At 72.7% G+C, this 23,174-nt stretch carries 19 protein-coding genes; 7 read left to right on the top strand and 12 right to left on the bottom strand.

The features are described 5' to 3' along the window. Positions 1-64: 64 nt before the first annotated feature. Together Actob_RS07255 and Actob_RS07250 are read right to left on the bottom strand one after the other, a co-directional pair. Entirely contained in the window at positions 65-1,840 is a 1,776-nt protein-coding gene (locus Actob_RS07255; RefSeq protein WP_284919288.1) for an aKG-HExxH-type peptide beta-hydroxylase, read from the bottom strand. An 89-nt stretch (positions 1,841-1,929) separates the two neighbouring features. Further along, entirely contained in the window at positions 1,930-2,091 is a 162-nt protein-coding gene (locus Actob_RS07250) for a hypothetical protein (protein ID WP_284919287.1), read from the bottom strand. A gap of 260 nt (positions 2,092-2,351) precedes the next feature. Here Actob_RS07250 and Actob_RS07245 point away from each other — a divergent pair, with 260 nt between their 5' ends. Continuing rightward, positions 2,352-3,239, top strand: a complete 888-nt coding sequence (locus Actob_RS07245) for a LysR family transcriptional regulator (protein WP_284919286.1) — start codon at positions 2,352-2,354, stop codon at positions 3,237-3,239. 62 nt (positions 3,240-3,301) lie between these two features. On the opposite strand, the gene Actob_RS07240 is transcribed toward Actob_RS07245, so the two are convergent. From Actob_RS07240 to Actob_RS07220, 5 genes are all read right to left on the bottom strand, one after another. Next, complete coding sequence (locus Actob_RS07240; protein WP_284919285.1) at positions 3,302-5,761, bottom strand: LamG-like jellyroll fold domain-containing protein; 2,460 nt, start codon at positions 5,759-5,761, stop codon at positions 3,302-3,304. Positions 5,762-5,857: 96 nt separating this feature from the next. After that, the gene (locus Actob_RS07235; RefSeq protein ID WP_284919284.1) at positions 5,858-6,394 is read right to left on the bottom strand and encodes a M23 family metallopeptidase; all 537 of its coding nucleotides are present in this window, start codon (positions 6,392-6,394) and stop codon (positions 5,858-5,860) included. A gap of 14 nt (positions 6,395-6,408) precedes the next feature. Continuing rightward, on the bottom strand, positions 6,409-7,029 hold the full coding sequence (locus Actob_RS07230; protein ID WP_284919283.1) for a hypothetical protein: 621 nt from the start codon (positions 7,027-7,029) through the stop codon (positions 6,409-6,411). Positions 7,030-7,041: 12 nt separating this feature from the next. Continuing rightward, a complete protein-coding gene (locus Actob_RS07225; protein WP_284919282.1) occupies positions 7,042-8,835 on the bottom strand; it encodes a hemopexin repeat-containing protein in 1,794 nt (597 codons plus the stop codon). 13 nt (positions 8,836-8,848) lie between these two features. Next, positions 8,849-9,595 (bottom strand): hypothetical protein, encoded by a 747-nt coding sequence (locus Actob_RS07220; RefSeq protein ID WP_284919281.1) that lies wholly within the window; start codon positions 9,593-9,595, stop codon positions 8,849-8,851. 82 nt (positions 9,596-9,677) lie between these two features. On the opposite strand from Actob_RS07220, the gene Actob_RS07215 reads away from it, so the two are divergent. From Actob_RS07215 to Actob_RS07205, 3 genes are read left to right on the top strand one after another with little or no spacing between them, the layout of a single operon-like run. After that, entirely contained in the window at positions 9,678-12,446 is a 2,769-nt protein-coding gene (locus Actob_RS07215; RefSeq protein WP_284919280.1) for an AfsR/SARP family transcriptional regulator, read from the top strand. Between the two features lie 9 nt (positions 12,447-12,455). Then, complete coding sequence (locus Actob_RS07210; RefSeq protein ID WP_284919279.1) at positions 12,456-12,713, top strand: hypothetical protein; 258 nt, start codon at positions 12,456-12,458, stop codon at positions 12,711-12,713. A gap of 23 nt (positions 12,714-12,736) precedes the next feature. After that, complete coding sequence (locus tag Actob_RS07205) at positions 12,737-14,521, top strand: RiPP maturation radical SAM C-methyltransferase (RefSeq protein WP_284919278.1); 1,785 nt, start codon at positions 12,737-12,739, stop codon at positions 14,519-14,521. Here the strand turns inward: Actob_RS07205 and Actob_RS07200 are convergent. After that, positions 14,518-15,681, bottom strand: a complete 1,164-nt coding sequence (locus tag Actob_RS07200; RefSeq protein ID WP_284919277.1) for an FAD-dependent monooxygenase — start codon at positions 15,679-15,681, stop codon at positions 14,518-14,520. The genes Actob_RS07205 and Actob_RS07200 overlap by 4 nt on opposite strands. A gap of 18 nt (positions 15,682-15,699) precedes the next feature. Beyond that, positions 15,700-16,986 carry a hypothetical protein gene (locus Actob_RS07195; RefSeq protein ID WP_284919276.1) on the bottom strand — a complete coding sequence of 429 codons (1,287 nt, stop codon included), beginning with the start codon at positions 16,984-16,986 and terminating at the stop codon, positions 15,700-15,702. A 226-nt stretch (positions 16,987-17,212) separates the two neighbouring features. Between Actob_RS07195 and Actob_RS07190 the strand changes: the two genes are divergently transcribed. Beyond that, on the top strand, positions 17,213-17,407 hold the full coding sequence (locus tag Actob_RS07190; protein WP_284919275.1) for a hypothetical protein: 195 nt from the start codon (positions 17,213-17,215) through the stop codon (positions 17,405-17,407). On the opposite strand, the gene Actob_RS07185 is transcribed toward Actob_RS07190, so the two are convergent. The 3 genes from Actob_RS07185 to Actob_RS07175 form a co-directional block, all read right to left on the bottom strand. Then, a complete protein-coding gene (locus Actob_RS07185) occupies positions 17,391-17,852 on the bottom strand; it encodes a phage tail protein (RefSeq protein WP_284919274.1) in 462 nt (153 codons plus the stop codon). The genes Actob_RS07190 and Actob_RS07185 overlap by 17 nt on opposite strands. 101 nt (positions 17,853-17,953) lie before the next feature. Beyond that, positions 17,954-18,589: a response regulator gene (locus Actob_RS07180; protein WP_284922251.1), complete on the bottom strand. Its 636-nt coding sequence runs from the start codon at positions 18,587-18,589 to the stop codon at positions 17,954-17,956. Then, the gene (locus Actob_RS07175) at positions 18,586-19,830 is read right to left on the bottom strand and encodes a sensor histidine kinase (RefSeq protein WP_284919273.1); all 1,245 of its coding nucleotides are present in this window, start codon (positions 19,828-19,830) and stop codon (positions 18,586-18,588) included. Before Actob_RS07175 ends, Actob_RS07180 begins: the two co-directional genes overlap by 4 nt. Positions 19,831-19,914: 84 nt before the next feature. On the opposite strand from Actob_RS07175, the gene Actob_RS07170 reads away from it, so the two are divergent. Both Actob_RS07170 and Actob_RS07165 read left to right on the top strand, forming a co-directional pair. Next, a complete protein-coding gene (locus Actob_RS07170; RefSeq protein WP_407653571.1) occupies positions 19,915-20,688 on the top strand; it encodes an ABC transporter ATP-binding protein in 774 nt (257 codons plus the stop codon). Between the two features lie 2 nt (positions 20,689-20,690). Continuing rightward, entirely contained in the window at positions 20,691-23,081 is a 2,391-nt protein-coding gene (locus Actob_RS07165) for an ABC transporter permease (protein WP_284919271.1), read from the top strand. Positions 23,082-23,174: the final 93 nt, after the last annotated feature.

The raw sequence follows: 23,174 nt of genomic DNA, 5'->3' as shown, positions 1-23,174 counted from the left end.
GGATCGGTGACCGGCGCTGATGGTCAGGCGACCGGCGCTGCCGGTCGGTGACCGGCGCTGATGGTCAGGCGACCGGCCAGACCGCGGGCACCGGCATCTCCGGCGAGGCCGCCGGCAGGTCCGCGCCGAGCCAGGCGGCCAGCCGGACCGGATCCGGGCGAGCCTCGTCCGGGCCGGCGGTGGTGGCCAGCCGGCACGCCACCGCGCGGACCAGTTCCGGCCGGCTCAGCAGGGCACGTGCCGCCGCGCTGTCCGGCTGGTCGGACAGCGCCAGGCCGAGGCCCACCCAGCCGTGCACGCTGGCGGGGTCGGCGGTGACGAGCCCGGCGTACGCCACGGCCGCCGCGGCCCGGTCACCGCGGATCAGGTCGGCGTCGGCCGGCTGCGCCCCGGTCACGGCGGTCGCCAGCAGCTCCGGATCGTCGCGCAGCCGGCGCAACCGGTCCGGGTCGGTGAGCAGGTAGCGGATCAGCACCGCCCGCGTGTCGAAGCGCCCCACCTCGGGACTGGCCGACGTGGTGACCCGGGAGTCGGCCGGGACGGCCGGGGCCGGGGCGCCGTGTCGCCAGGCCTGCGCCAGAGCCGCCACGGTGGCCGGCTCCACCACCAGGTGATGCCCGCGCCACATGGCCTGGTGGTCGAGCGCTGCCAGCCGCGCCAGGCGGTCCACGTGCTCCGGCACCGGCCGGCGCAGGCAGGCGGCCACCGGCTCGCGCAGGTGCTCGACGAACCGGCGCCCCCAGGACGTCAGCTGCTCGCCGGCGAGCAGTGTCCGGATCGTGGCGGCGGTCTGACCGCGCCACAGAGCCAGCTCGAAGGCGGCCAGGGCGGCGTGCTCGGGCGACCGGTGGCCGCCCCAGAACTCGGTGATCGCGGCGAACGCGTAGACACCCTGCAGCAGGCCACCGAGCGGCCTCGGATCATCACGCCAGGGGGCGTAGTAGCGATGCCCGGGATCCTCGTCGCTGAGCGTGAGCAGGTGCAGCAGCGCGCCGAGCTTCTGGTGCTGCGCCTCGTGGACCAGGGTGACCGCCAGGTCCACCGGGTCGTCGAGATCGGAGAGCAGCACGTTGCCGAACGCCTCGCCGCCGGAGGCCGACAGATGACGGAACCGCTCGCGGGGTTCGACGGGGGTGAACGCTCGGACGGTCGCGGCGATCGCCGGCGCGCGGTCCGGTTGCTCCCGGACGAGCAGGGACCACGCCGCCGTCAGCAGCCGCTGCCAGTGCTCGATCTCGGCGGGCGGGAGCGGGTGGGGCGGGGTCGGGCCGCGGAGGTCCCGATAGGGATCACAGTCCATCAGTTCGACGGTCAGCTCCTGACCGTCGGCGGTCGCCGTCACGATGACCGGGTCCCGCCAGGCGGGGGTGCCCGGCCCCACCGAGGCTCCGTCGGTGGTGCGAACTTCGAACACCCCATCACGACACGTGACCCGCACCGTGGACCACGGCGTGGTGACGGGCAGGACCGAGTGGCCGAGCGTGGGGAGCACCGCGACGCCGTGCCGGGCCGGCACGGTCAACTCGAACGAGAGCCCGGCGCGGATCGCTGCGGCCGCAGCCAGCGCGTGCAGGTACCCGGCCTCCACCCACAGCGGCACCGGCCCAGTTGCCGATCTCTGGATCCGGCGCAGCATGTGGGCGGCCCAGATCCCGACGGGTGGTCGCATCAGGACGTCGTCGGCTGCCGCCGAGGCCGCCCGGTCCGCCGCCACGACGAGCTGCCAGGCGTCGGCGGCCGGGGCGAGTTCACCCGTCGGGGTGTCCCCGCCGAGCGCGTCGAGGAGGAGGGACAGCACGATCATGCGCCAGCTGCGCTCGGCGGAACGAAGCTCGCCCACCGTTCGTTCGTCGCCGAGGCCGGCGGAGAGAGTGCGGAAACTGTCACCGCTCAGGCGATGCCGGGCAAGCGCGGCAACCGACTCAACAGTCATGACCCTGGCGCGTGGGTCGGCGCCGCCGTGCCCGGCTCGGCGAATTTGCCGTTGTAACCGCTGATGCTGCCACCGGAATTCCGCAGGCGGAGCAGAACGCGGGCCGCGGCCTCGGTGAGATCGATCTGGCGCAGTTCCGCGAGAGCGACAGACGACAAGTCGATCAACTCGCACTCGACCTCTTGTGAGGATCCAGGCATCTGTGGCAGTCCTTCCACCCGCGGCCTCGCGACGGCCAACGAAGCCCTACCGGACAGCGAGCGGATCGTCGGCAGAGGGTACGGCTATACCGCATGGGATCGTACGCGGCGATGTTGATCACTAACGGCGACCCGCCGGAACTCAGCCGACTCGGGGACACCGCACGGTTTTCGTACGGTCGTAGACTCGCGCGTCGGCGACCGGAGGAAGAGGCCAGGTGGAACTACGCGACATCGAGATCTTCTTGACCCTGGCCGAGGAGCTTCACTTCGGGCGTACGGCGGAGCGGCTGCACGTCTCGCAGGCCCGGGTCAGCCAGTCGATCAAGCAGCAGGAACGCCGGATCGGCGGCGCGCTGTTCGAGCGGACGAGCCGCAGCGTCCGGCTCACGCCCCTCGGCGAGGGACTCCGCGAGCGGCTCACCGCGGGGTACACCGAGATCATGGCGGGTGTCGACGAGGCCACCTCGATCGCCAGCGGTCAGGCGGGCACTCTGAGCGTGGCCGCCTTCGATACGCACCATCAGGAGCTCACCGCCGTCCTGGACCTGTTCCGCCAGCGGCATCCGCAAGCCACCCTGCGCATGCGGGAGGCGCTCCCGGTCGACCCGTTCGGCGTGCTGCGCGACCGTCGCGCCGACGTGGCGCTGCTCTGGCTGCCCGTCCGCGAACCGGACCTGGCCGTGGGGCCGGTCCTGTTCACCGAGCCGCTGGTGCTCGCCGTCGCGCCCGGTCACCCGCTGGCCGGCCGGGAGAAGGTCGAGATGGAGGACCTCGGCGACCACCCGGTGGTCTGTCCGGACGGGCCGATCCCGGACTACGTCTGGGCGGCGCACACCCCGCCGGTGACCCCGGCCGGGCGGCCGATCCGGCGCGGGACCCCGGTGTCCACCCTCAACGAGGCGTTCAGCGCGATCAGCGCCGGCGGCGTCATCTCGCCGATCGGCAGGCAGGCCACCGTCTCCCGGGTACGCCCGGACATGGTCTTCCTGCCGATCGCCGACGCGCCGGTGCTCGAGTACGCGCCGGTCTGGCGCCGAGCCGGCGAGACGCCGCTGCTCCGGGCGTTCCTGCGAGCCGTGGACGACGTCGTGCCGGGTCGCTGAGCCGGCCACCGGGCGTACCGGAAAAGGGGCCGGTGCGATCGCACCGGCCCCTTTCGTGTCCGCTACTGGTTGGTGGCGTAGAGCTGCTGGATCTCGGCGGCGGACAGCGCGCGGTCGTAGAGGTGGACCTGGTCGGCGGTGCCGTCCAGGTAGTCGACCGGGTTGCCGCCGAACCTGCCCCGGCCGATCACCGTGTGGCCGGTCGGGGCGGCCTGCGGCAGGCAGGCGTCGGCGGTGCCGGCGAGCGCGCCGTCGACGTAGAGGCGCAGCTCGCCCCTGACCGAGTCGCGCACGCCGACCAGGTGGTACCAGCGGCCGGTCTCGGGCTTGGCCGGGCCGAGTGCCCGGACGCTGGCGTTGCTCATCGCGAAGCGCTGGTCGGCGCCCGAGTACTGCAGGAAGAAGTCGCTGTTGGCGGCGCCGTCCTGGCTGACCACGGTCTGGAACGCGCCGTCCGCCTTGTCGAGCTTGACCCAGGCCGCGACCGAGTAGTCGGCGGCGGTGTTCAGGACCGCGCGGCCGGCGTCCAGGTACTGGTCGCTGCCGTTTAACGCGACGCCCTGGCCGGTGTGCCCGTCGGTGAAGGTGGGGCCGTTGACTCCGGTGAGGTCGCCGAACGACCCGTCGAGCGGCCAGAACGCGACCCCGCTCAGCCCCGGCGTGCCGGGGCCCGGCTGCGGGATGCCGGCGGTGGTGCCGTCGGCGCCCGCGATGATCTTCTGGTTGATCGCCTTGACCTGGGCCAGGTCCATCTTGGTGACCCGGCGGTCGTAGGTGAAGAAGCCGTTCAGCTCACCCTCGACGTCGGAGAGCTGGGTGTAGATCGCCGCGCTGATCCCGCAGCGCTGCGCGGAGGTGAGCACGTCCTCCTGGTTCTGCACGTACCGGCTGGTCAGCGTCGCCTTGTCGGGCGTCATCTGGTACGCGTTGCCGTCCCCGAACCACATGTGGTTGGACACCTTGAGGCCGTATCCGCCGTGCTCGCCGTCGATCGACACCCGCTCGGTCGTCGGCCGCGGTGACGCCGGGCCGAGGTACTGGTGGAAGTCGATCACGTCGCCGCGGCCCGCGTCGCCCTTGGAGTTGCAGCAGTTCACCCCGCTGTGCGCGTTGACCAGGCGGGTCGGGTCCTGCGCCTTGACCTCGTCGGCGATCCGGCCGGTGGCGGCCCGGTCCCATTCGCCCCAGCCCTCGTTGAACGGCACCCAGGCGACGATCGAGGTCCAGTTCTGGTGCTCGCGGACCATCTCGTGCAGCTCGGCCTCGAACTGGCCGCGCCACTCCGCGGGGATCGGGCCGGTGTTCGCCGCCGGCATGTCCTGCCAGACCATCAGGCCCAGCTTGTCGGCCCAGTAGTACCAGCGGTCCGGCTCCACCTTGATGTGCTTGCGCACCGCGTTGAAGCCCATCTCCTTGTCCTTGCGGAGATCCCACTTGAGTGCCGCGTCGGTGGGTGCGGTGTACAGGCCGTCCGGCCAGAAGCCCTGGTCGAGGTTGGCCATGTTGAACAGGATCTTGTTGTTCAGGGTGATCCGCAGCCGGCCGTCCTCACCCTTGGTGGTGCCGACCGAGCGCATCCCGAAGTACGAACCGACCTTGTCGACCGTCGTCCTGCCGTCGACCAGGGAGACGTCGAGGTCGTAGAGGTACGGGTCGTCGGGCGACCAGAGGTGCGGGCGGGTCACCGGGAGGGCCAACTCCGTACCGGAAGCGCCTTGGATCTTGCCGGCCACCGTGCCGCTGCCCCGCGCGACGGCCTTGACCTGCAGGTCCTCGCGTCCCGCGACGTCGACAGTGAGCCGCAGGACGCCGGCTCCGAGGTCCGGGGTGAGGTGCAGCCCGGTGATGCCGCTGGCCGGGACCGGCTCCATCCAGACGGTCTGCCAGATGCCCGAGCTGCCCTGATAGAAGATGCCGTGGTCGCTGGTCCGGCGCTGCTTACCGATCGGCTGGCCGGTGGCGTCGGTGAGGTCCTCGGCCCAGACGATCAGTTCCTGCTCGCCGCCGCCGGTCAGCGCGTCGGTGACGTCGGCGTCGAACTTGTCGTAGCCGCCGCGGTGGGTGGCGACCAGCTTGCCGTTCACGTAGACCTTGGCGTCGTAGTCGACGGCGCCGAAGTTGAGCCGGAGCCGGTTGCCGGTGTTGATGTCCCAGCCGCTCGGGACGGTGAAGGTGCGGCGGTACCACATCCGGTCCTCGTGGCGCTGGATGCCGGAGAGCGCGGATTCGATCGGGTAGGGCACCAGCACGCGCTCGCCGAGGGTGGTCCCGGTCGGCACGGCCTGGCCGGTGGCGGCCTTGGCGAATTGCCAGATCCCGTTGAGGCTCTGCCACCGGCCGCGGGTGAGCTGCGGGCGCGGGTACTCGGGCAGGGCGTTGTCCGGGCCGACCTGGTCGGTCCACGGGGTGGCCAGCGGCGGGACGCCGGCGTGCCAGACGGGTTCGGGATCGGCGGCGGCCGGTGGCGCCGCCGCCAGGACGACGGCGACAACGGCCGCCAGGGTGAGGATCTGTTTCTTCACGCGCGATGCTCCTTGAGGACGGTTAAGAAGCGCTCGTGTTCAATCGTGAGCAAACACAGTTGAACAACAGAGATCGACCGTCGTCAAGGTCTTGCGTCAGTCGGTTCGCGGGATCGGAGCGGAGCCGTCCTGCGCGAAGGTCACCGGGATGACGGTGCCGGGCCCCGACTGCTCCAGGTCGAGGAAGAATCGGTACAGGTCGACGCCGCGGCGCTCGCCGTCCACCCCGCCGAGCACCTCGCAGAGCGCCAGGTGCAGGTGCGTCGCGGTGGTGCCGTGCCGGACGACGGTGCCGAGCAGGTCGCCGCGCTTGACCTCGGTGCCGATGCCCAGGCCGTCCGGGGTGCCGGTGAGGTGGGTGTAGAAGCCGCCCATGCCGTCGTTCGGCGAGCGCATGAAGATCTGCGCGCCGTAGACCTTGGCGGTGTCGGCGGCCGGTTGGTGCGGCTGGAACTTGGTGACGTGCCCGTCGAAGGCGGCGAAGACCTGGGTGCCCTCCTCCGCGCCGAGATCCATGCCGAACGCGATGTACCAGTTCGGGCCGGTGTGGCCGCCGTCGCCCGGGCCACCCAGGCCGGCTCCCGCGCCGGACGGGTCGACCGGCGCGGACATGTCGATGTCGAACGGTTCCATGATGACGGGTCCTCTCAGGGCAGTAGGGCGGCGATCTCGGCCGGCAGGTCCGGCGCGTCGTAGGCGAACGTCTCGCCGGCCACCGCGCCCTCGATCTCAGTGATCTTGTTCTGCATGATCAGCATCTGGTCGTCGTCGAGGTCGCCGACGATCGCCGACTCGTCGACGCCGGCCGCGGCCGCGACGTCCTTGGCGTACCGGGCCGGGTCGTTGCCGTCCGAGGCCGGCGCGTACTTCTGGAACGCCGCGAGCAGGGTGAGCCCGGCGTAACCGCCACCGCGCAGCAGCTGGGCGATCGCGGCGAAGCCGGTCTCCCAGGTCGGGAAGATCAGGAAGTGGTGCCAGTTGAACTTGTCCGGGTACTGGCCGAAGTCCGGGCCGCCCGGCTGCCCGGTGAGGTTGCCCGGGTTGTTGTTCAGCCAGGCGTACGTGCCGGGGTGGTGGCGCATGTGCGGCCGGCCGCGGACGATCTCCGACTCGTAGACGACGTAGTTGTAGATCTCCGCGCCGTGGCCCTGGTAGTCGGTCGGGCCCTGGAAGCCGGGAAACCACTCGGCCTGCGGGATGTTCAGGCCGAACGAGACGCGGCCGGTGATCTCCCAGTACCACAGGTGGTCGCCGGGTTCGAGTGTCATGTCACTGTCCGATCAGAAGACGCCGATGGGGGCGATAGCGGTGTTGGGGGTGAGGACGACCGGGCGGTCCACGCCGACGACGATGCCGTCGACGGCGATCGCGCGCACCGGCCGGCCCTCGGTGTCGGTGACCTGGAAGGTGGTGCGCACCTTGGGATCCACAGCGGTCCCGGCGGCGTTCAGCAGGGAACGCTCCGTGTCGGTGGTCGCGTCGGTGACAGCGGTCAGCGCGGCGGTCACCGCCCGCGCCACGTCCGCCCGCACGCCCGGGTCCTCGACGACCGAGTCGAGCAGCCGGCGCATGTCCCGGATCGGGGCCGCGACGGTGGCCCGGTCGTCGCCGTTGCGGAAGACGAGCTGCGCGTCGACCAGGCTCAGCACCAGGATGTACTCCTGGGTGAGCTGGAACAGCACGAAGTTGAGCGACTCGGCGCTCGACGCGTTGTCCACCACCTGCCGGAAACCGATCTCCGTCTGCTGGTTGATGCTCTTGTCGCTCTCCTCCATCCGGACCTGCTGGGTGTGCCGCTCCTGCGACTCCTGCTTGGCCCGGTCGATCTGTCTGCCGACGGCCTTGGCGAACGACGACCGCACGTCGTGGGTCTGGCCCCGCACGTGCAGGTCGGCGTCCACCTCGCCGCCGGTGAGGCCGGTGGCCTCGGCCTCGCCGTGGAACGAGGCATCGGTGCCGTAGTCGTAGTCGTCGCGGCTGCGCTGCTCGGCGTCGTCCCGCCGGACCTGGTCGGCGAAGTTGTCGACGACCTGCTGCGAGTTGCTCTCCAGCACGTTCGACGAGGTCTTCGTGTCGACCTGCTCCTGGCGGCGGGTGATGATCCAGACCTCGGTACGGCTGCGCGCCTCGATCTTCTTGTTGTCGACCATGCCGCCGTTGCCCAGCTGGCCGTGGAAGGTGAACAGCTTGTACCGCTCGTCGAGGAACAGCTGCGGCACCGGCATGAACCGGCCCAGGGCGGGCCAGCCCTCGGTGGCCTTGACCGGGCCGTCCACCACCCGGTCGGCGTCCAGGTCGTACCTGATGAACTGGTCGCCGCGGAAGAAGTGGAGGTGGTTCTCGTGCGGTCCGGTGCCGTAGAACGCGAAGTCCACCCCGTCGGCGAAGGCGTCCGGCCAGCCGTTCCACTTCAGGCCGATGTCGGCCGGGCCGAACTCGGTGACGTCGTCCCGCAGGTTGTAGCGGACGTACCTGCCGCCCTTGAAGAACCAGACGATGCCGAGGAACGGGCCGACACCGTGGACCGCCGCGTCCAGGTCGGAGCAGAACTCCGGCGGCAGGCCCCAGTTGCCCTCGATCGGCTGGGCGCCGATGATCACGACGTCGTCGTTCGGGTCGTAACGCAGGTACTGGTCGCCGCTGAACAGCCAGACGTGCCCCTCGAACGGCGGGATGCCGCCGGTGAGCACCGCGTCGACCCGGTTGGCGAAGGCCGGCGGCAGGTTCCAGTTGCCGGCGATCGGCAACCAGTCGGACGTCTCGTCGCGGCGTTCCGGCTTCTCGAAGTACCTCAGGTACCGCTTGCCACGAAAGAACCAGATGCGATCAGCGGTACCGCCGAAACCCCGGACCGCGCAGCCGAACGCGCCCTTGCGCCGGGCGTACGGCGAATCGGCCGGGCTCGCGAAGCCGCCCAGTCGCGCCGGGAAGGCCGACGGCGCCACATCGAGCGCGATCCGTACCGGTTTGAGCTGCGCCTCGATGCTCTCCGGCAGCGAGGGCGAGATGGCGAAAAGGGGTCTCACCTGTGGTGTGCCCGGGTCGAGGGACACCGTGAACGCTTGATCGGTCATCGCGGCGCACCCCTCAGGCGAGTTCGTCGATCTCGAGGTACAGCTCCCGCTCGACCTCGACGCCGACGCTGAAGCCGCGGGCGGCGCTGGGCGACCGGGTCAGCCGGAACAGGCCGGTGGCGACCTCGCCGTCGTGCAGCCGCCGGTCGACGCCGTCGTCGCGGCCGAACGAGACCGGCTGCGCCCGCGCGAAGCGCAGTTCGGCGACGTCGTCGTCGAGCGGGTGGCCGACCTGGGTGCGTACCGTGCCGGGCACGAACCGGACGGCGAGCACCTGGTCGAAGTTCGGCCGGGTGGTCAGCTCGTGGGCCAGGAAGACCTGCTCGCCGCGGCCGAAGCAGAGGTACGGCAGCCCGTCGCCGGATGCCGCCGCCTCCTCGAGGTCGCGGAACCAGACCACCCGCACGGTCACCGGCACGCCCTTGACGATCGGGGTGCCGCCGCGTTCGAAGTGGCCACGGAACACCGTCCCGGTCAGCGTGGTCCGGGCCGGTACGCCGTCGCTCCCCGGCTCCAGCTCGGCGATCGGGAACGGGTCGGGGTCGAAGGTGTACTGCCCGTCGCCGTGCCGCGCCCGGTCGGCGGTCAGCGTGTCCAGCGCGCCGGCCGGCAGTTCCGCCTCGAGCAGGACCTGGAAGTGATGCGGGCAGTGGTACATCGGCAGGTGCGACAGGTAGACCGGACCGGCACCGAACAGCAGCATGCCGTGGCGTCCGGTGGTGTCGCACTCACCGTTCGGGTGATGGTGGTGGTCAGTCATGCCCGAACGGTCGTCCCCTGTCCTGCTCACGTACCTTGCGGCCACCTTGCGGCGCAGGAAAGCATGGGTACGGGGGCGCGCTGTGGACGTTCGGCTGCTCGGGGAGGTCCAACTGCTCGCCGCGGGCCGGCAACTCGACACCGGTACCCCGCGGCAGCAGGCGGTGCTGGCCGCGCTGGCCGTCGAACCGGGCCGGCCGGTGCCGATCGCGACGCTCGTCGACCGGGTCTGGGGCGACGACCCGCCGGCCGAGGCCCGCAACGTGCTCTACTCGCACATCAGCCGGATCCGCGGGCTGCTCCGCACGGCGGTCGTGTTCGGCGACGACGACCCTGGGCGGCTCGACCGGCGGCACGCCGGCTACGTCCTCGACATCGACCCGGAGCGGGTCGACCTGCACCGCTTCGGCCGCCTCACCGATCTTGGCCGGGACCCGGACCGCCCGGCGGCCGACCGGGCGGCGGCGCTGGCCCAGGCGCTGAGCCTGTGGCGCGGCGCGCCGCTGGCGGCACTCACCGGTGACTGGGCGGCCGGCGTCCGGCAGACCTGGCAGCAGCGCCGGCTCGACACCGTCGTCGCCTGGGCCCGTGCCGAGTTGTGGCTCGGCCGCACCGACGCGGTGATCGAGGCGGTGCCACCGCTGATCGCCGAGTACCCGCTCGCCGAACCGCTGGAGGCGCTGCTGATGGAGGCGCTGCACCTGGCCGGGCGGGACGCCGAGGCGATGGACCGGTACGCGGCGGTGCGCACCCGGCTGGCCGAGGCGCTGGGTGCCGATCCGGGGCCGGCGCTGCGCGCCCTGCACGAGGCGATCCTGCGCGGCGAGGCGCCCGGCGGGGCCCGCACCCCGCCGGGCCGCGCGGTGACCGTGCCGGCCCAGCTGCCGCCGGACGTCTACGGCTTCGCCGGGCGCACCGCGCAGCTGCGGGAGCTGGACGCGGTCCGCGCGGCGACGCCGGCCCGGCCGGTGGCCATCGACGGGATGGCCGGCATCGGCAAGACCACCCTGGCCGTGCACTGGGCGCACCGTGCCGCGCGGCACTTCCCCGGCGGGCAGCTCTACGTCAACCTGCGCGGTTTCGACGCGACCGGGGACCCGGTCACGCCGGCCGAGGCGGTCCGGGGCTTCCTCGACGCGCTGGACGTGCCGCCGGAGCGCGTCCCGGCCGGCCTGGCGGCCCGGGTGGGCCTGTTCCGCAGCCTGCTGGCCGGGCGGCGGGTGCTGATCCTGCTCGACAACGCCCGCGACGCCGAGCAGGTCCGGCCGCTGCTGCCTGGCGCGCCCGGCTGTCTCGCCGTGGTGACCAGCCGCAACCGGCTGGCCGGGCTGGTCACCACGGCCGGCGCGCATCCGCTGGCGCTCGGGCTGCCACCGGCCGGTGAGGCCCGGGACCTGCTGGCGTACCGGATCGGGGGCCGCCGGGTGGCCGCCGAACCCGGCGCCGCCGACGAGATCGTGACGCGCTGCGGGCGGCTTCCGCTGGCCCTGGCCGTCGTGGCCACCCGCGCGGCCGTGGCACCCGAGGTGCCGCTCGCGGCGCTCGCCGGTGAGCTGCGCGAGGCGCAGGGCGGGCTCGCCGAGTTCACCGATCCGGACCTGGAGAGCAACGTGCGTGCGGTGTTCTCCTGGTCGTACCGGCAACTGAGCCCGGCCGCGGCGCAGCTGTTCCGGCGGCTGGCCGGGCATCCCGGCCCGGACCTCGGCGCCCCGGCCGCGGCCGCGCTGGCCGGCGCGCCGGTCGCCGCGGTCCGCCCGGTGCTGGACGAGCTCACCCGGGCGCACCTGCTGGAGCGGGCGGCCGGCCGGTACACGCTGCACGACCTGCTCCGGGCGTACGCCACCGAGCTGGCCGGCACGCTCGACCCGGAGCCGGACCGGGCCGCCACCCGGCGCCGGGTGCTCGCCTACTACCTGCACAGCGCGTACGCCGCCGACCTGCTGCTCAACCCGCTGCGGGACGAGCCGGCGGCCGGGCCGCCGCCGCTGCCGGCCGGCACCACGCCGGAGCGGCCGGCCGGGCAGCCGGAGGCACTGGCCTGGTTCGGCGCCGAGTACCACGTGATGCTCGCGGCGCTGCGCGGCGGCGCGGACGACGAGACGGTGTGGCAGCTGGCCTGGGTGCTGACCCGGTACCTGTCGTACCACGGCCGGTGGCACGACTCGATCGAGGCGCTGTCCGCGGCGCTGGACGCCGCCGGGCGGCTCGGTGAGCCGGCCAAGGCGGCCTTCGCCCACCGGTACCTGGGTTGCGCGTACCTGCGGCTGCGCCGGCTGGACGAGGCCGACGGCCACCTGACCGAGGCGCTGCGGCTCTACCGGGAGGCGGGCGACATCGTCGGCCGGGCGCACACCCACCGGCATCAGGCGTGGCTGCTGGAGGTGCGCGGCCGGTACCGGGAGGCGTTGCGGCACGCGGAGCAGGCCGTCGAGCTGTTCACCGCGGCCGGGCACCGGGCCGGGCGGGGCCGGGGGCTGAACGCGATCGGCTGGTTCCACGCGATGCTAGGCGACTACGCCGAGGCGGTCACCGTCTGCCGGGCGGCGCTGCGCCTGCAGTCCGCCGCCGGCGACCGGTTCGGGCAGGCCGAGACGTGGGACAGCCTCGGGTACGCCAGCCAGCGCCTGGGCCGGCATCGGGAGGCGATCGACGCGTACCGGACAGCGGTGGCGCTGTACCAGGAGTTTGATGACCGGTACAACGAGGCGGACAGCACGGCCTCGCTGGGCGACGCGTACCACGCGGCCGGTGACGTCGCGGCGGCCCGCGACGCCTGGCGGTCCGCGGCCGGGCTCTTCGACCTGATCGACCATCCGGGCGCGGCGGCCGTCCGCGCCCGGGCCGACACGTGAGAGGTGAACATGGACGAGGTAGTCGTCAGCCGTACCGACATCGACGCGCTCGCCGAGGCCGTCGAGCAGGGCGGCCTGCCCGCACCCGACCTGCTGCGCGCCCTGATCACCGCGATCCGCGCTTCGGTCGGTGAGGACGCCAGGGTGAGCGTGAGCGTCGAGGTCGACGCGGTGGACTCGGTCGACGAGCAGTTCGAGGCCGCGTTCGTCCCGGAGCCGGCGGCCGGCCGCACGGTCCGGGTCACCGTCATGAAGATCGGCCGCTGACGGCCGGCACCACCGTGCGCACCGTGCTGATCGCCATGCCGTTCATGAGCGTGGACCGCCCGTCGATCCAGCTCGGCCTGCTGCGGGCGATCGGCGCCGCGCACGGCTTCCCGGTCGGCACGCTGCACGCCAACCTGGACTTCGCGGCCCGGGTGGGCACCGACTTCTACCGGTCGGTCGCCGACGCGCGCGGCCCGCTGCTCGGCGACTGGCTGTTCGCCCCGGCGGCGTTCGGCGCGGCGGCACCCGACCCGGACGGCCGGCTGCTCGACGAGCTAGGCATCACCGGGGCGCGGCGGGACCGGCTGCTGCGCGCCCGGGCCGAGGACGTGCCGGCGCTGCTCGACGACCTGGTCGCGGCGCATCCCTGGGATCGGGTCGAGGTGGCCGGCTTCACCTGCACGTTCCAGCAGAACACCGCGTCGTTCGCGCTGGCCCGGCGGCTGAAGGCGGCGTACCCGCGGCTGGTCACGCTCTTCGGCGGGGCCGGTGTCGACGACGAGATGGGCATCGAGCTGCTGCGCCGGGTGACGGCGATCGACCTGATCGTCGCCGGCGAGGCGGACACCGCGTTCCCGGCGGTGCTGCGCGCGCTGTCCGACGGCGTGGACGCGGCGACCGTACCGGGAATCGCCCGCCGCGAGGGAAGCGGCCTGAAGGTGACGGCGGCCGCGCGCCCGCAAGAGGATCTCGATGCGCTGCCCCCGCCGGACTACCGCGAGTACTTCGCCCGCGCCGAGCGCCTCGGCCTGCTGTCTGCGGCGCAGCGCCGCGAGGTGTGGCTGCCGTTCGAGAGTTCCCGGGGTTGCTGGTGGGGCGCCAAGCATCACTGCACGTTCTGTGGTCTCAACGCGACCACGATGAGTTACCGCAGCAAGTCGCCGCAGCGGCTGCTGACCGAGTGGGACACGCTGGCCCGCCGGCATCGGACGCTGCGTTTCGAGGCCGTCGACAACATCCTCGACATGCGGTACCTCACCGAGCTGTTCCCGGCGATCGCCGACGGGCGCCATGACTACGAGTTCTTCTACGAGGCAAAGGCGAACCTGACCCGGGAGCAGCTGCGGTCGCTGGCCCGCGCCGGGGTGACCCGCCTGCAGCCCGGCCTGGAGTCGCTCAGCTCGGCGGTGCTGCGGCTGATGGACAAGGGCGTGCGGGCCGCACAGAACGTGAACCTGCTGCGCTGGGCCGGTTACTACGGGATAACCGTGGCGTGGAGCATCCTCTGGGGCTTCCCCGGCGAGACCGCCGCTGACTACGCCGAGCAGGCGGCGGTGGTGCCGCACCTGGCGCATCTGCGACCGCCGGAGGGCTCCGGCCGGATCTGGTTGGAACGGTTCAGCCCTCTCTTCCGGACCGTCCGGAAGAGAACACCGGAGAAGAGCTATCGGTACGTGTACCCGGCCGGTTTCGACCTCGACCGGCTCGCCTACTTCTTCGACGACGAGTCGGGCGACGCCCTGCCGGACGAGGTGTACGCCCCGCTGGAAGCCGCGGTGGACGACTGGTCCCGGGCCTGGTCCCGGGAGCCGCGGCCGGCACTGACGTACCGGGCGGCGCCGGGCCTGCTGGAGATCCAGGACAGCCGGCACCCGGCGAGCGCCGGCACGTACACGTTCGACGGGGCGATTGCCGAGGTTTACCTGGCCTGCGTCGAGCGCCCGACCGGGGTGTCCGCGATCCATCAGCGCCTGCGGCGGCCGGAGTTCGTCGACGAGGTGCTCGCCGAGTTCGCCAGGCGCGGCCTGATCTTCCGGGACGGGTCGCTGGTGCTGGCGCTCGCGACCCCGGCGGTGCCCGGACGCTAGCCGGCCTGGTGTTCGTAGAGCCAGGCGATCGCGTCGAACGACCAGCCGGTCGCGCCGGCGGCCAGTCCCGCGTCGCGGTCCCGCTGGTCCGGGCCGTCGGGCAGGTGAAAGCGGGTCTTGTTCGCCGCCGACATGGCCTGCAGGCGGGCGGTCCGGCCGAGCCGCCGGGTCTCGTAGCGGCGCAGCGCCCCGGCCGGGTCGGCGCCCGCCCCGGCCAGGCAGGCGGCCAGCGTGGCGCCGTCCTCGATCGCCTGCGCCGCGCCCTGCGCCATGAACGGCAGCATCGCGTGGCAGGCGTCACCGAGCAGCGTCACCCGGCCCCGCGACCAGCGGTGCAGCGGCGCCCGGTCGAACAGCGCCCAGACGAACGTCTCGTCGACGGCGCGGAGGATCTCGCGGACCTGGGGATGCCACCCGTCGAACGCGGCCAGCGCGTCCGCCGGGTCGCCGCGGTCGGTCCAGGACTCGTGCGTCCAGGCGTCCTGCTCGATCACCGCGACGAAGTTGAGCACCCGCCCGCCGCTGACGAAGTAGTGCACGAAGTGCCGGCCGGGGCCGAGCCAGGCGTCCACCGTCACCTCGAGCGGCAGGTGACGCACCCGGTCGGCGGGCACCAGCCCGCGGTACGCGACGCAGCCGGTGAACCGGGGCTCCTCGGGCCCGAACAGTGCTGCCCGCACCGGCGAGTGGATGCCGTCCGCACCGATCAGCACGTCCGCGTCGGCGTCGGCGTGCCCGGCGAAGTGCGCGCTCACCCGGTCGCCGCGATCGGTGATCCCGGTCAGTCGGTGTCCGAAGTGGAGCCGCTCGGCGGGTAGCGCGCCGGCCAGCACGGCGAGCAGGTCGGCCCGGTGCATGTGGTAGTACGGGAAGCCGAACCTCGCCTCGACCGGCTCGCCCAGCGGCGCGCGCTGCAGCGTCCGGCCGTCGTCCCAGCGGCGCTGGTGGAACGCCAGCGGCTTCACGGCGGTGAGCGCGAGCTCCTTCTCCAGGCCGAGCCCGTGCAGGACCCGGGTGGCGTTCGGGCTGAGCTGGATGCCGGCGCCGACCTCGCTCAGGGCGGTCGCCCGCTCGTACACCCGCACGTCGAAACCGGCGGCCAGCAGCGACAGTGCCGCGCTGAGGCCGCCGATCCCGGCGCCTATGACATTGATCTTCATCGCTTCATTATGGCCACCTCAGCAGGCGTGCGCGACGACCTTCGGCTTGCCCGAGCTGGTGGCCGGAACCGTCACGCACGCGACGCTGCCGTCCGCGGTGACCTGGGCGACGCCGCGGCGGACCACCTTCACCGTGACGCCCGGGAGGGTGAGCTTGTCGGCGGCCTCGCTCAGGTGGGCCGCCGGCTTGCCGCCCTCGGCGACGGCGAGCAGCACCGCCTGCGAGCCGAGCACCTGGGCCCAGGTCTCCGCACCGCCGCCGCCGAGGTTGGCCGGCCCCTGGCCGGCGGCGCCGGCACCGAAGGCCTCGAAGATCTTGGCGACGTCGAGCTTCGTGGCGTCACCGGGAGCGGCGATGTCGGCGCCGCCGGCGACCTCGACCCGCAGTGTCGCGCGGCCGGTGCTGCCCTCGGCGAACTGCAGCAGGTTGATCTCGAACGCCTGGAACGTGCCGTTGTCGATCCACAGGTCCAGGACGATCGGCTTGTCCGCCGGCGGCTTGTCCAGTTCGGAGCCGAGTGACTTGTCGAGCAGGCCGGCCGCCGACTCGCCGCCGATCTTCGCCATCGACTCGATCAGGCGCTTGCCCTGCTCGTACGCCTTGACCGTGGACGTGGTGACGATCAGGTGGGTCTTGTCCTTGTCGTCGCGGACCACCTGGGCGCTCTCGATCAGGCTCTGCGCGCCGGCCTTCAGCTCCGCGGCGATCTTCTCGCTCTGCTCCGGGGAGGTGCTCGGCGCGACGCCGGCGGCGCCCTGGCCGAGCTTCGTCAGATCGGCCGTCGCGACCGAGACCCAGCCACCGTCGATCAGGGCGTCGACGCCCGGGACCGCGGCGCCGACGTCCTTGCGCATCGCCGCGACGTCGGCCGCCGAGGCGCCGAACTTGGTGGCCAGCTGGCTGACCGGCGCCTTCACGTAGGTGACCTGGTCGACCACCCGGATCTCCAGGCCGGTGACCCCGTCGATCACCGCGTTGATCAGGGCCTTGTCGTCGGCCACGCCGTCACCGGCCTTGTCCCAGGCGACGGTGAACGAGGAGTTGTAGAGCTTGCGGAGCATGTCGGCGTCCTCGTCGGTGAAGGCGCCCTCGCCCGCACCGGACTCCTTCTTGGCCAGCGCGATCAGATCGTCGACGCTGCCACCCGCCTTGAGGGTGAAACCGGCCTTGCCGCCGGCGGCCAGGTTCTCGGCCGCCTTCTGGATCTCCAGCTTCGGCTCGAGCTTCTGCAACTGGTTGGCGCACCCGACCGTGAGGGTCAGTGCGGTGACGCCGGCGAGCGTGCCGGCCAGGAAGCGCTTCATGCGCGGAGATCTCCGTTCGAGGGGTGGCCCGGGAGTGTACGACCACCGATCGACAGGTCCTGCCGTGTTTCCTGGATTTCCGAACTTCAAGGTTCCTTTACGACTGCCCCGGCCACCTGCCTCGAGCTGCGAGAACAGCGATTTTCGTCAGGTCGGCGTGAGGTTGACGACACGTCGGCGTACGGCTGCCGAGGCGTACCGGCACGTGGGGATCCGCCTCCTACACGTGCGACAGGCAGGAGGCGTCGACGCCCCGCTGCCGCAGTTCGGCGCCGGGCCGCACTACTGTCTCGGCTCCGACCTCGCCCACGCCGAACTGACCGAGGTGACCTGGCGCCCGGCGATCGGCACCCACGGTCCCGACGAGCTCCCGTTACGCTTCCTCGCCCCGGCTCGAGCGGGTGTCAGTACTCGTTCTTGATGACGAAGTACGAGCCACGGATGGTGCCTGCCAGTTTCGACTTCTGGCGGGCGAACTTGAACGAGCCGAGCTCCCCGGGAACCTCCATGCCATCGGAGAGCTTGAACCCGACCGCCCGTTTCCCGCCCTCGTCGACGGTGTACATCACGTTGATCGACAGGCCGTCCTGGTAGAAGACGTACGCCATCTTGATGTTCTCCACCTGGAACGCGGTGGCCTCCAGCGGCCGGGCGGCGATGACGATGCCCCGCTCGCGCTCGAGGATCCGGCTCACGTAGTCGATGATCGGACCCGCCTCGCTCGCGGGTTCGACGGTGAAGACGTGGCCGTACTTGTTCTTGAAGTAGCGGGCCTCGTTGGCCCGCAGCCCGGCGAGCGCCTCGGCCACCGGCGACGACTCCAGGCCGACCGTCGACACGGTGTCGAAGTCCACCGCGTAGGACATCGGAAACTCCTCCTGCGGTACCGCACGAACGTGCGCTGAACTGGGCGGACGCTTGCCACGATGGTACCGTCCGAGGCCGTCCTCGCGGGCCTCGCGGGCGATCAGCTGCGCAGGTAGGCGAGCACCGCGAGCACCCGGCGATGCCCGTCGGTGGCCACCGGCAGGTCGAGCTTGGTGAAGATCGCGCCGATGTGCTTGTTCACTCCGGCGTCGCTGATGTGCAGCGCCGCTCCGATGTGGGCGTTCGAGCGGCCCTCCGCCATCAGGCCCAGCACCTCCTGCTCGCGCGGGCTGAGCCGGTCCAGCGGATCCGGCCGGCGGCGGAGCAGCTGGCGGACCACCTCCGGGTCGACGACAGTCTCGCCGGCCGCCACCTGACCGACGGCGGCCATGAAGTCGGTGACCGCGCCGACCCGGTCCTTGAGCAGGTATCCCACCCCGGCGCCGTCGCCGGAGTCGAGGAGCTTGGCGGCGTAGGACTGCTCGACGTACTGGCTGAGCACCAGCACCGGCAGGCCGGGGAGGGCGGCCCGCAGCGCCACCGCGGCGCGCAGGCCGTCGTCGGCGTTACCGGGCGGCATCCGGACGTCGGTGATCAGCAGGTCCGGCGGGTCGGCGTGCACCGCTGTCACCACGGCGCCGGCGTCGGCGACCGCCGCGATGATCTCGTGGCCGAACCGGCTCAGGATGCCGACCAGGCCCTCCCGGAGCAGCGACGAGTCTTCGGCCAGGACTATCCGAAGGGGCACGGGATCTCCACGTGGATCAGGGTGGGGCCACCGGGTGGGCTGGAGACCCGCATGCGGCCGTCGAGGACGCCGATCCGGTCGGCGAGACCGGTCATGCCGGTGCCGGCGCCCTGATCGGCGCCGCCGGTGCCGTTGTCGGTGATCTCCAGGGTGAGCACGTCGGCGTGGTGCCGGCCGGTGATCCGGGCGGTGGTCGCGCCGCTGTGCTTGGCGATGTTGGTCATCGTCTCGGTGACCACGTAGTACGCGGCCAGCTCGACGGGTTGCGGCAGCCGGCCGGGCAACCGCACGTCGACGGTCACCGGGATGGCGAACCGGCTGGTGTTCTCCTCGATCGCGGCGACCAGGCCGTTGTCCGCGAGCACCTGCGGGTTCAGCCCGCGTACCAGGTCGCGCAGCTCGGCCAGGGCGGTGGCGAGCTGCTCCTGCGCCTCGCCGATCCGCTGGTGCAGCGGTGACTCCGGGTCGGTGTCCAGCCGCATCAACCCGAGCCGCATGCTGAGCGACACGAGCCGCTGCTGGGCGCCGTCGTGCAGGTCGCGCTCGATGCGGGCCCGTTCCGCCTCGAACGCGCCGACCAGCCGCGCCCGGGACCGGCTCACCTCGGTGAGCCGCTCGCCGAGCTCCCGGTCGCGGGGCGCCAGGATGATCCGGGTGAGCGCGGCGCGGGCACCGGCCCACGAGGTGACGGTGTACGGCCAGGCGGACAGGAGCAGCCCGCCGGGGATCGCCCACGGCCACACGGCCGGGTCCTGCAGCACGGCCTGGATCAGGATCACCGGCACCGCGAACGCGAACCCCAGGACCAGCAGGTCCAGCCAGCACAACGCGGTGGTGAAGATGAGGGTGAAGGCCAGCTCGCGCCACGTCGCCGGCTCGGCCAGCCGGGTGCGCAACCAGGAGCGGAGGCCGGGCTCGGCCGGCGGCTGATGCGGGTCGTCGGTGCGGTCGGCGTCGACCAGCCGCAGCCGCCGGCGCTCCAGCCGGGCCACGGGGAGCCCGGACAGGGCCGTCGCGAGCAGCGGCACCACGCCGACCACGACGATCAGCGACACCACCCCGGCCACGATCATCGCGGCCAGGACGCCGAGCGTCACCGCACCGACGACCACACCGGAGATCAGGTACGCGAGAGCACGCCACGGCCAGGACGAGAGCAGGAAGCCGAGCGGGCGCTGGGCCATCGCCTGCCACGCTGTCCGGTTTCGCACCTCACGACCGTAGGACATCGCGGACCGGCGGCGCAGTAGAGCGGACTCTACCTCCGGCACTACAGCGCCGGTCAATGTGCGGGACCCGGTCACCGCTGTCGAATGGTCGCCATGACGACGACGCCAACGACCTCGGCCGGCACGGCAGTGGAGCTCGACACCGTCCGCAAGGTCCACGGGACCGGCGACCGGGTGGTGACCGCGCTCGACGACATCTCGATCAGCTTCGCCCGCGGCACCTTCACCGCCATCATGGGTCCCTCCGGATCGGGCAAGTCGACCCTGCTGCACTGCGCCGCCGGGCTCGACCATCCCACCTCCGGCAGGATCACGGTGGCCGGACACGACATCGGCGCGATGGACGAGGACCGCCGCACCGTCCTGCGTCGCGACCACATCGGATTCGTCTTCCAGGACGGCAACCTGGTCGCCTCGCTGACCGCCGCGCAGAACGTCGAACTGCCGATGCGGTTCGCCGGCCGACGGCCCGACCCCGCCGCGGTGCACGCCGCGCTGGCCCGGGTCGGACTCGCCGACCGTACCGGGCACCGGCCCGGCCAGCTCTCCGGTGGACAGCGGCAACGGGTCGCCCTGGCGCGCGCGCTGATCACCCGCCCGGACGTGCTCTTCGCCGACGAGCCGACCGGCGCCCTGGACACCACCACCTCCGGTGAGGTGCTGGCCCTGCTCCGGAAACTCGTCGACGACGAACGACAGACCACGATCATGGTGACCCACGATCCGGTCGCCGCCTCGTACGCCGATGTCGTGGTCTTCCTCAAGGACGGGCAGATCGCCGGCCGGTTGACGCCGCGCCGGCCGGACCCCGCGATCCCCGAGCTCATCGCCGCGCACATGACCCGGCTGGAGAACTGATCATGCTGGCCCTGGCCAACCTCCGCGAACGCCGGCGCTCCTTCGCCGCCGCCTTCCTCGCCGTCACCTTCGGGGTCGCCCTGATCGGCGTCACGCTGCTCGTCCACGACTCGGCGCGCCCCCGGGTGCAGAGCCGCTTGGCCGCGGCACCGCTGCTGGTGGTCCCGCCGCGGGCGGCGAACGAGAGCGGCCACCCCAGCGACCTGATGCCCTGGCCGGAGAGGGACGCGGCAGCCCTGGCCGGCCGGCTGGACCGGATCGAGGGCGTTCGCGCGACAGTGATCGACCGGTCCTTCTACGCCCAGGCGTTCCGCGACGGTCAGCCGGTGGCGGACGACGCGGCGCGGGACGCCGGCCACGGCTGGTCCAGCACCCGGCTGGCGCCCTACCGGCTGCTCTCCGGCGCGGCGCCGCGGACCGACGGCGAGGTGGCGGTGGACGCGGCGCTGGGCGTCGGACCGGGCGACCGGCTGCTGGTCAACCTGGCCTCCGGGCCGCGGGAGATGACCGTGTCGGGGACGGTCGACGGACCGGGCTTCTTCTTCACCGACGTGGCCGCCGCGCGGCTCGATCCGGGCGTACGGGCCATCGCCGCGCTGCTGGACGACCCGGGCCGGGCCGGCGCCGTGGCCGGCCGGGCTCGCGCCGTCGTGGGCGACACGGGCACCGTCGTCACCGGCGATGCCCGGGCCGTGCTGGAACCGCAGTTCGTGGCGCACCAACGCTTCCTCGGCACCCAGCTGATCGCCGCGATGGCCCTTCTCGGCCTGTTCGTGACGGTGTTCGTGGTGGCCGCCACGCTGGCGCTGGCGACCGCCCAGCGGCGGCGGGAGATCGGCCTGCTGCGCGCCATCGGCGCCCGGCCGGCGCAGATCCGCCGGATGATCCTCGGCGAGGCGGCCGGGGTGGGCCTGGCCGGTGCGCTGGCGGGCGCGGTGCTCGCGGTAGCCGCCGCGCCGCTCATGAAGGCGATCCTGGTGAGCTTGGACGTCACCGCGCCGGACTTCGCCATCTCGGTGTCCGCCTGGCCGCTGCTGGCCGCGGCGCTGATCGGCGTCGGGGTGGCCGTCACCGGCGCCTGGGCGGCGAGCCGGCGGGCCGCGACGGTCGCGCCGCTGGAGTCGCTGCTGGACGCCCAGGTGGAGAAGCGGCCGATGACGCTGGGCCGCTGGCTGGCCGGTGGCACCTCGCTCGGCCTCGGCGTGCTGCTCGCGGTGCTGACCGCCGGGTCCGGCGCCGACGACCGGATCAACCTGGCGATGGGCGCGGCGATGTGCTTCATCGTGGCGGCGACCCTGCTCGCGCCGGTCCTGATCGGCCCGGTGGTCCGGGTGGTCACCGCGCCGCTGGCCCGCCGGTCGGCCGCGGCGGCCCCGGTCCTGATCCGCGCCGAGCTGCTCAACGCCACCCGCCGGACCGCCTCGACGGCGGCGCCGATCATCGCGGCGGTGGGCTTCGCGGTGCTGATCAGCGGCATGGTGGAGACGATGCGGACCGCCTACCCGGCCGGCGAGACCAAGAAACTGGCGGGCCAGGTGCTGATCGCGCCGGACCGCACCCCCGGCCTCAGCGACCAGGTCGTGGCGGACAACCCGGTGGGCAAGGCGGCCCTGCCGACCCGGATCTTCCTCGACCGCCCGGGCGCCGGTCCGACCGTGATCGACGCGCTCGGCTCGCGCGACCCGCGCTGGGACCGGCCGGGCGAGGCCGTGCTGGGCGAGAGCACCGCGACGACGTTCCGGGTCACCGCCGGGCAGACCATCACGGTCCGCTTCGTCGACGGCCGGAGCGAGACCCTCACGGTCTCCCGGGTCCTCCCGGACGACCCGGCCCGCGGCGCCTTCGTGATGTCCCGGGCCCTGGTCCGCCGGCACGACCGGGCCGCGCTCACCGACACCGTCTTCATCCCGGCGGCGCACGCTCCGCGGACGGTCGCCCCGGGGGCCGCCCTGCACGACGCGCGGAGCTTCGCCCTGGCCGACTACGACACCGACGCCCGCCTCACCAGCAGCCTCGCGATGATGCTGATCGCGGTGGCGGTCGGCTACAGCGGCCTGGCGGTGGCGAACACCATGGCGATGGCGGCGTACGGCCGCAAGGCCGACTTCACGGTGCTCAGGTCCGCCGGCGGCACGGTCCGCCAGCTGATGACTTTCGTGGCCGGCGAGACCGCCCTGACCGCGGCGATCGGGGTGGTCCTGGGTCTGCTGGTGACGCTGCCACCGTTGGCCGGGATGGCCGCGGGCCTGTCCGAGGTGACCGGCACGGACGTCTCGTTGCGACTGAGCGGCGGCGTGGTGGGCGCGGCGATCCTGGGCTCGCTGTTCATGGCTGTGGCCGCCAGCGTCACGGCCACCTGGCGCGTTCTCCGGCCCCGCGCCGCGGCCGGCTGAGCGGGCCGCTCCTTCCCGCTGCGAGCACGTTGCCGCACTCACGCCTCGACAAATAGATTGAGGTCTATGCACAACGTTGATGCCGCCGAGGAG

The organism is Actinoplanes oblitus (assembly GCF_030252345.1).
Classification (GTDB): Bacteria; Actinomycetota; Actinomycetes; order Mycobacteriales; family Micromonosporaceae; genus Actinoplanes; species Actinoplanes oblitus.
The sequence above is the reverse complement of the archived record's forward strand: the minus strand, read 5'-3'. Positions and strand labels throughout refer to the sequence as shown.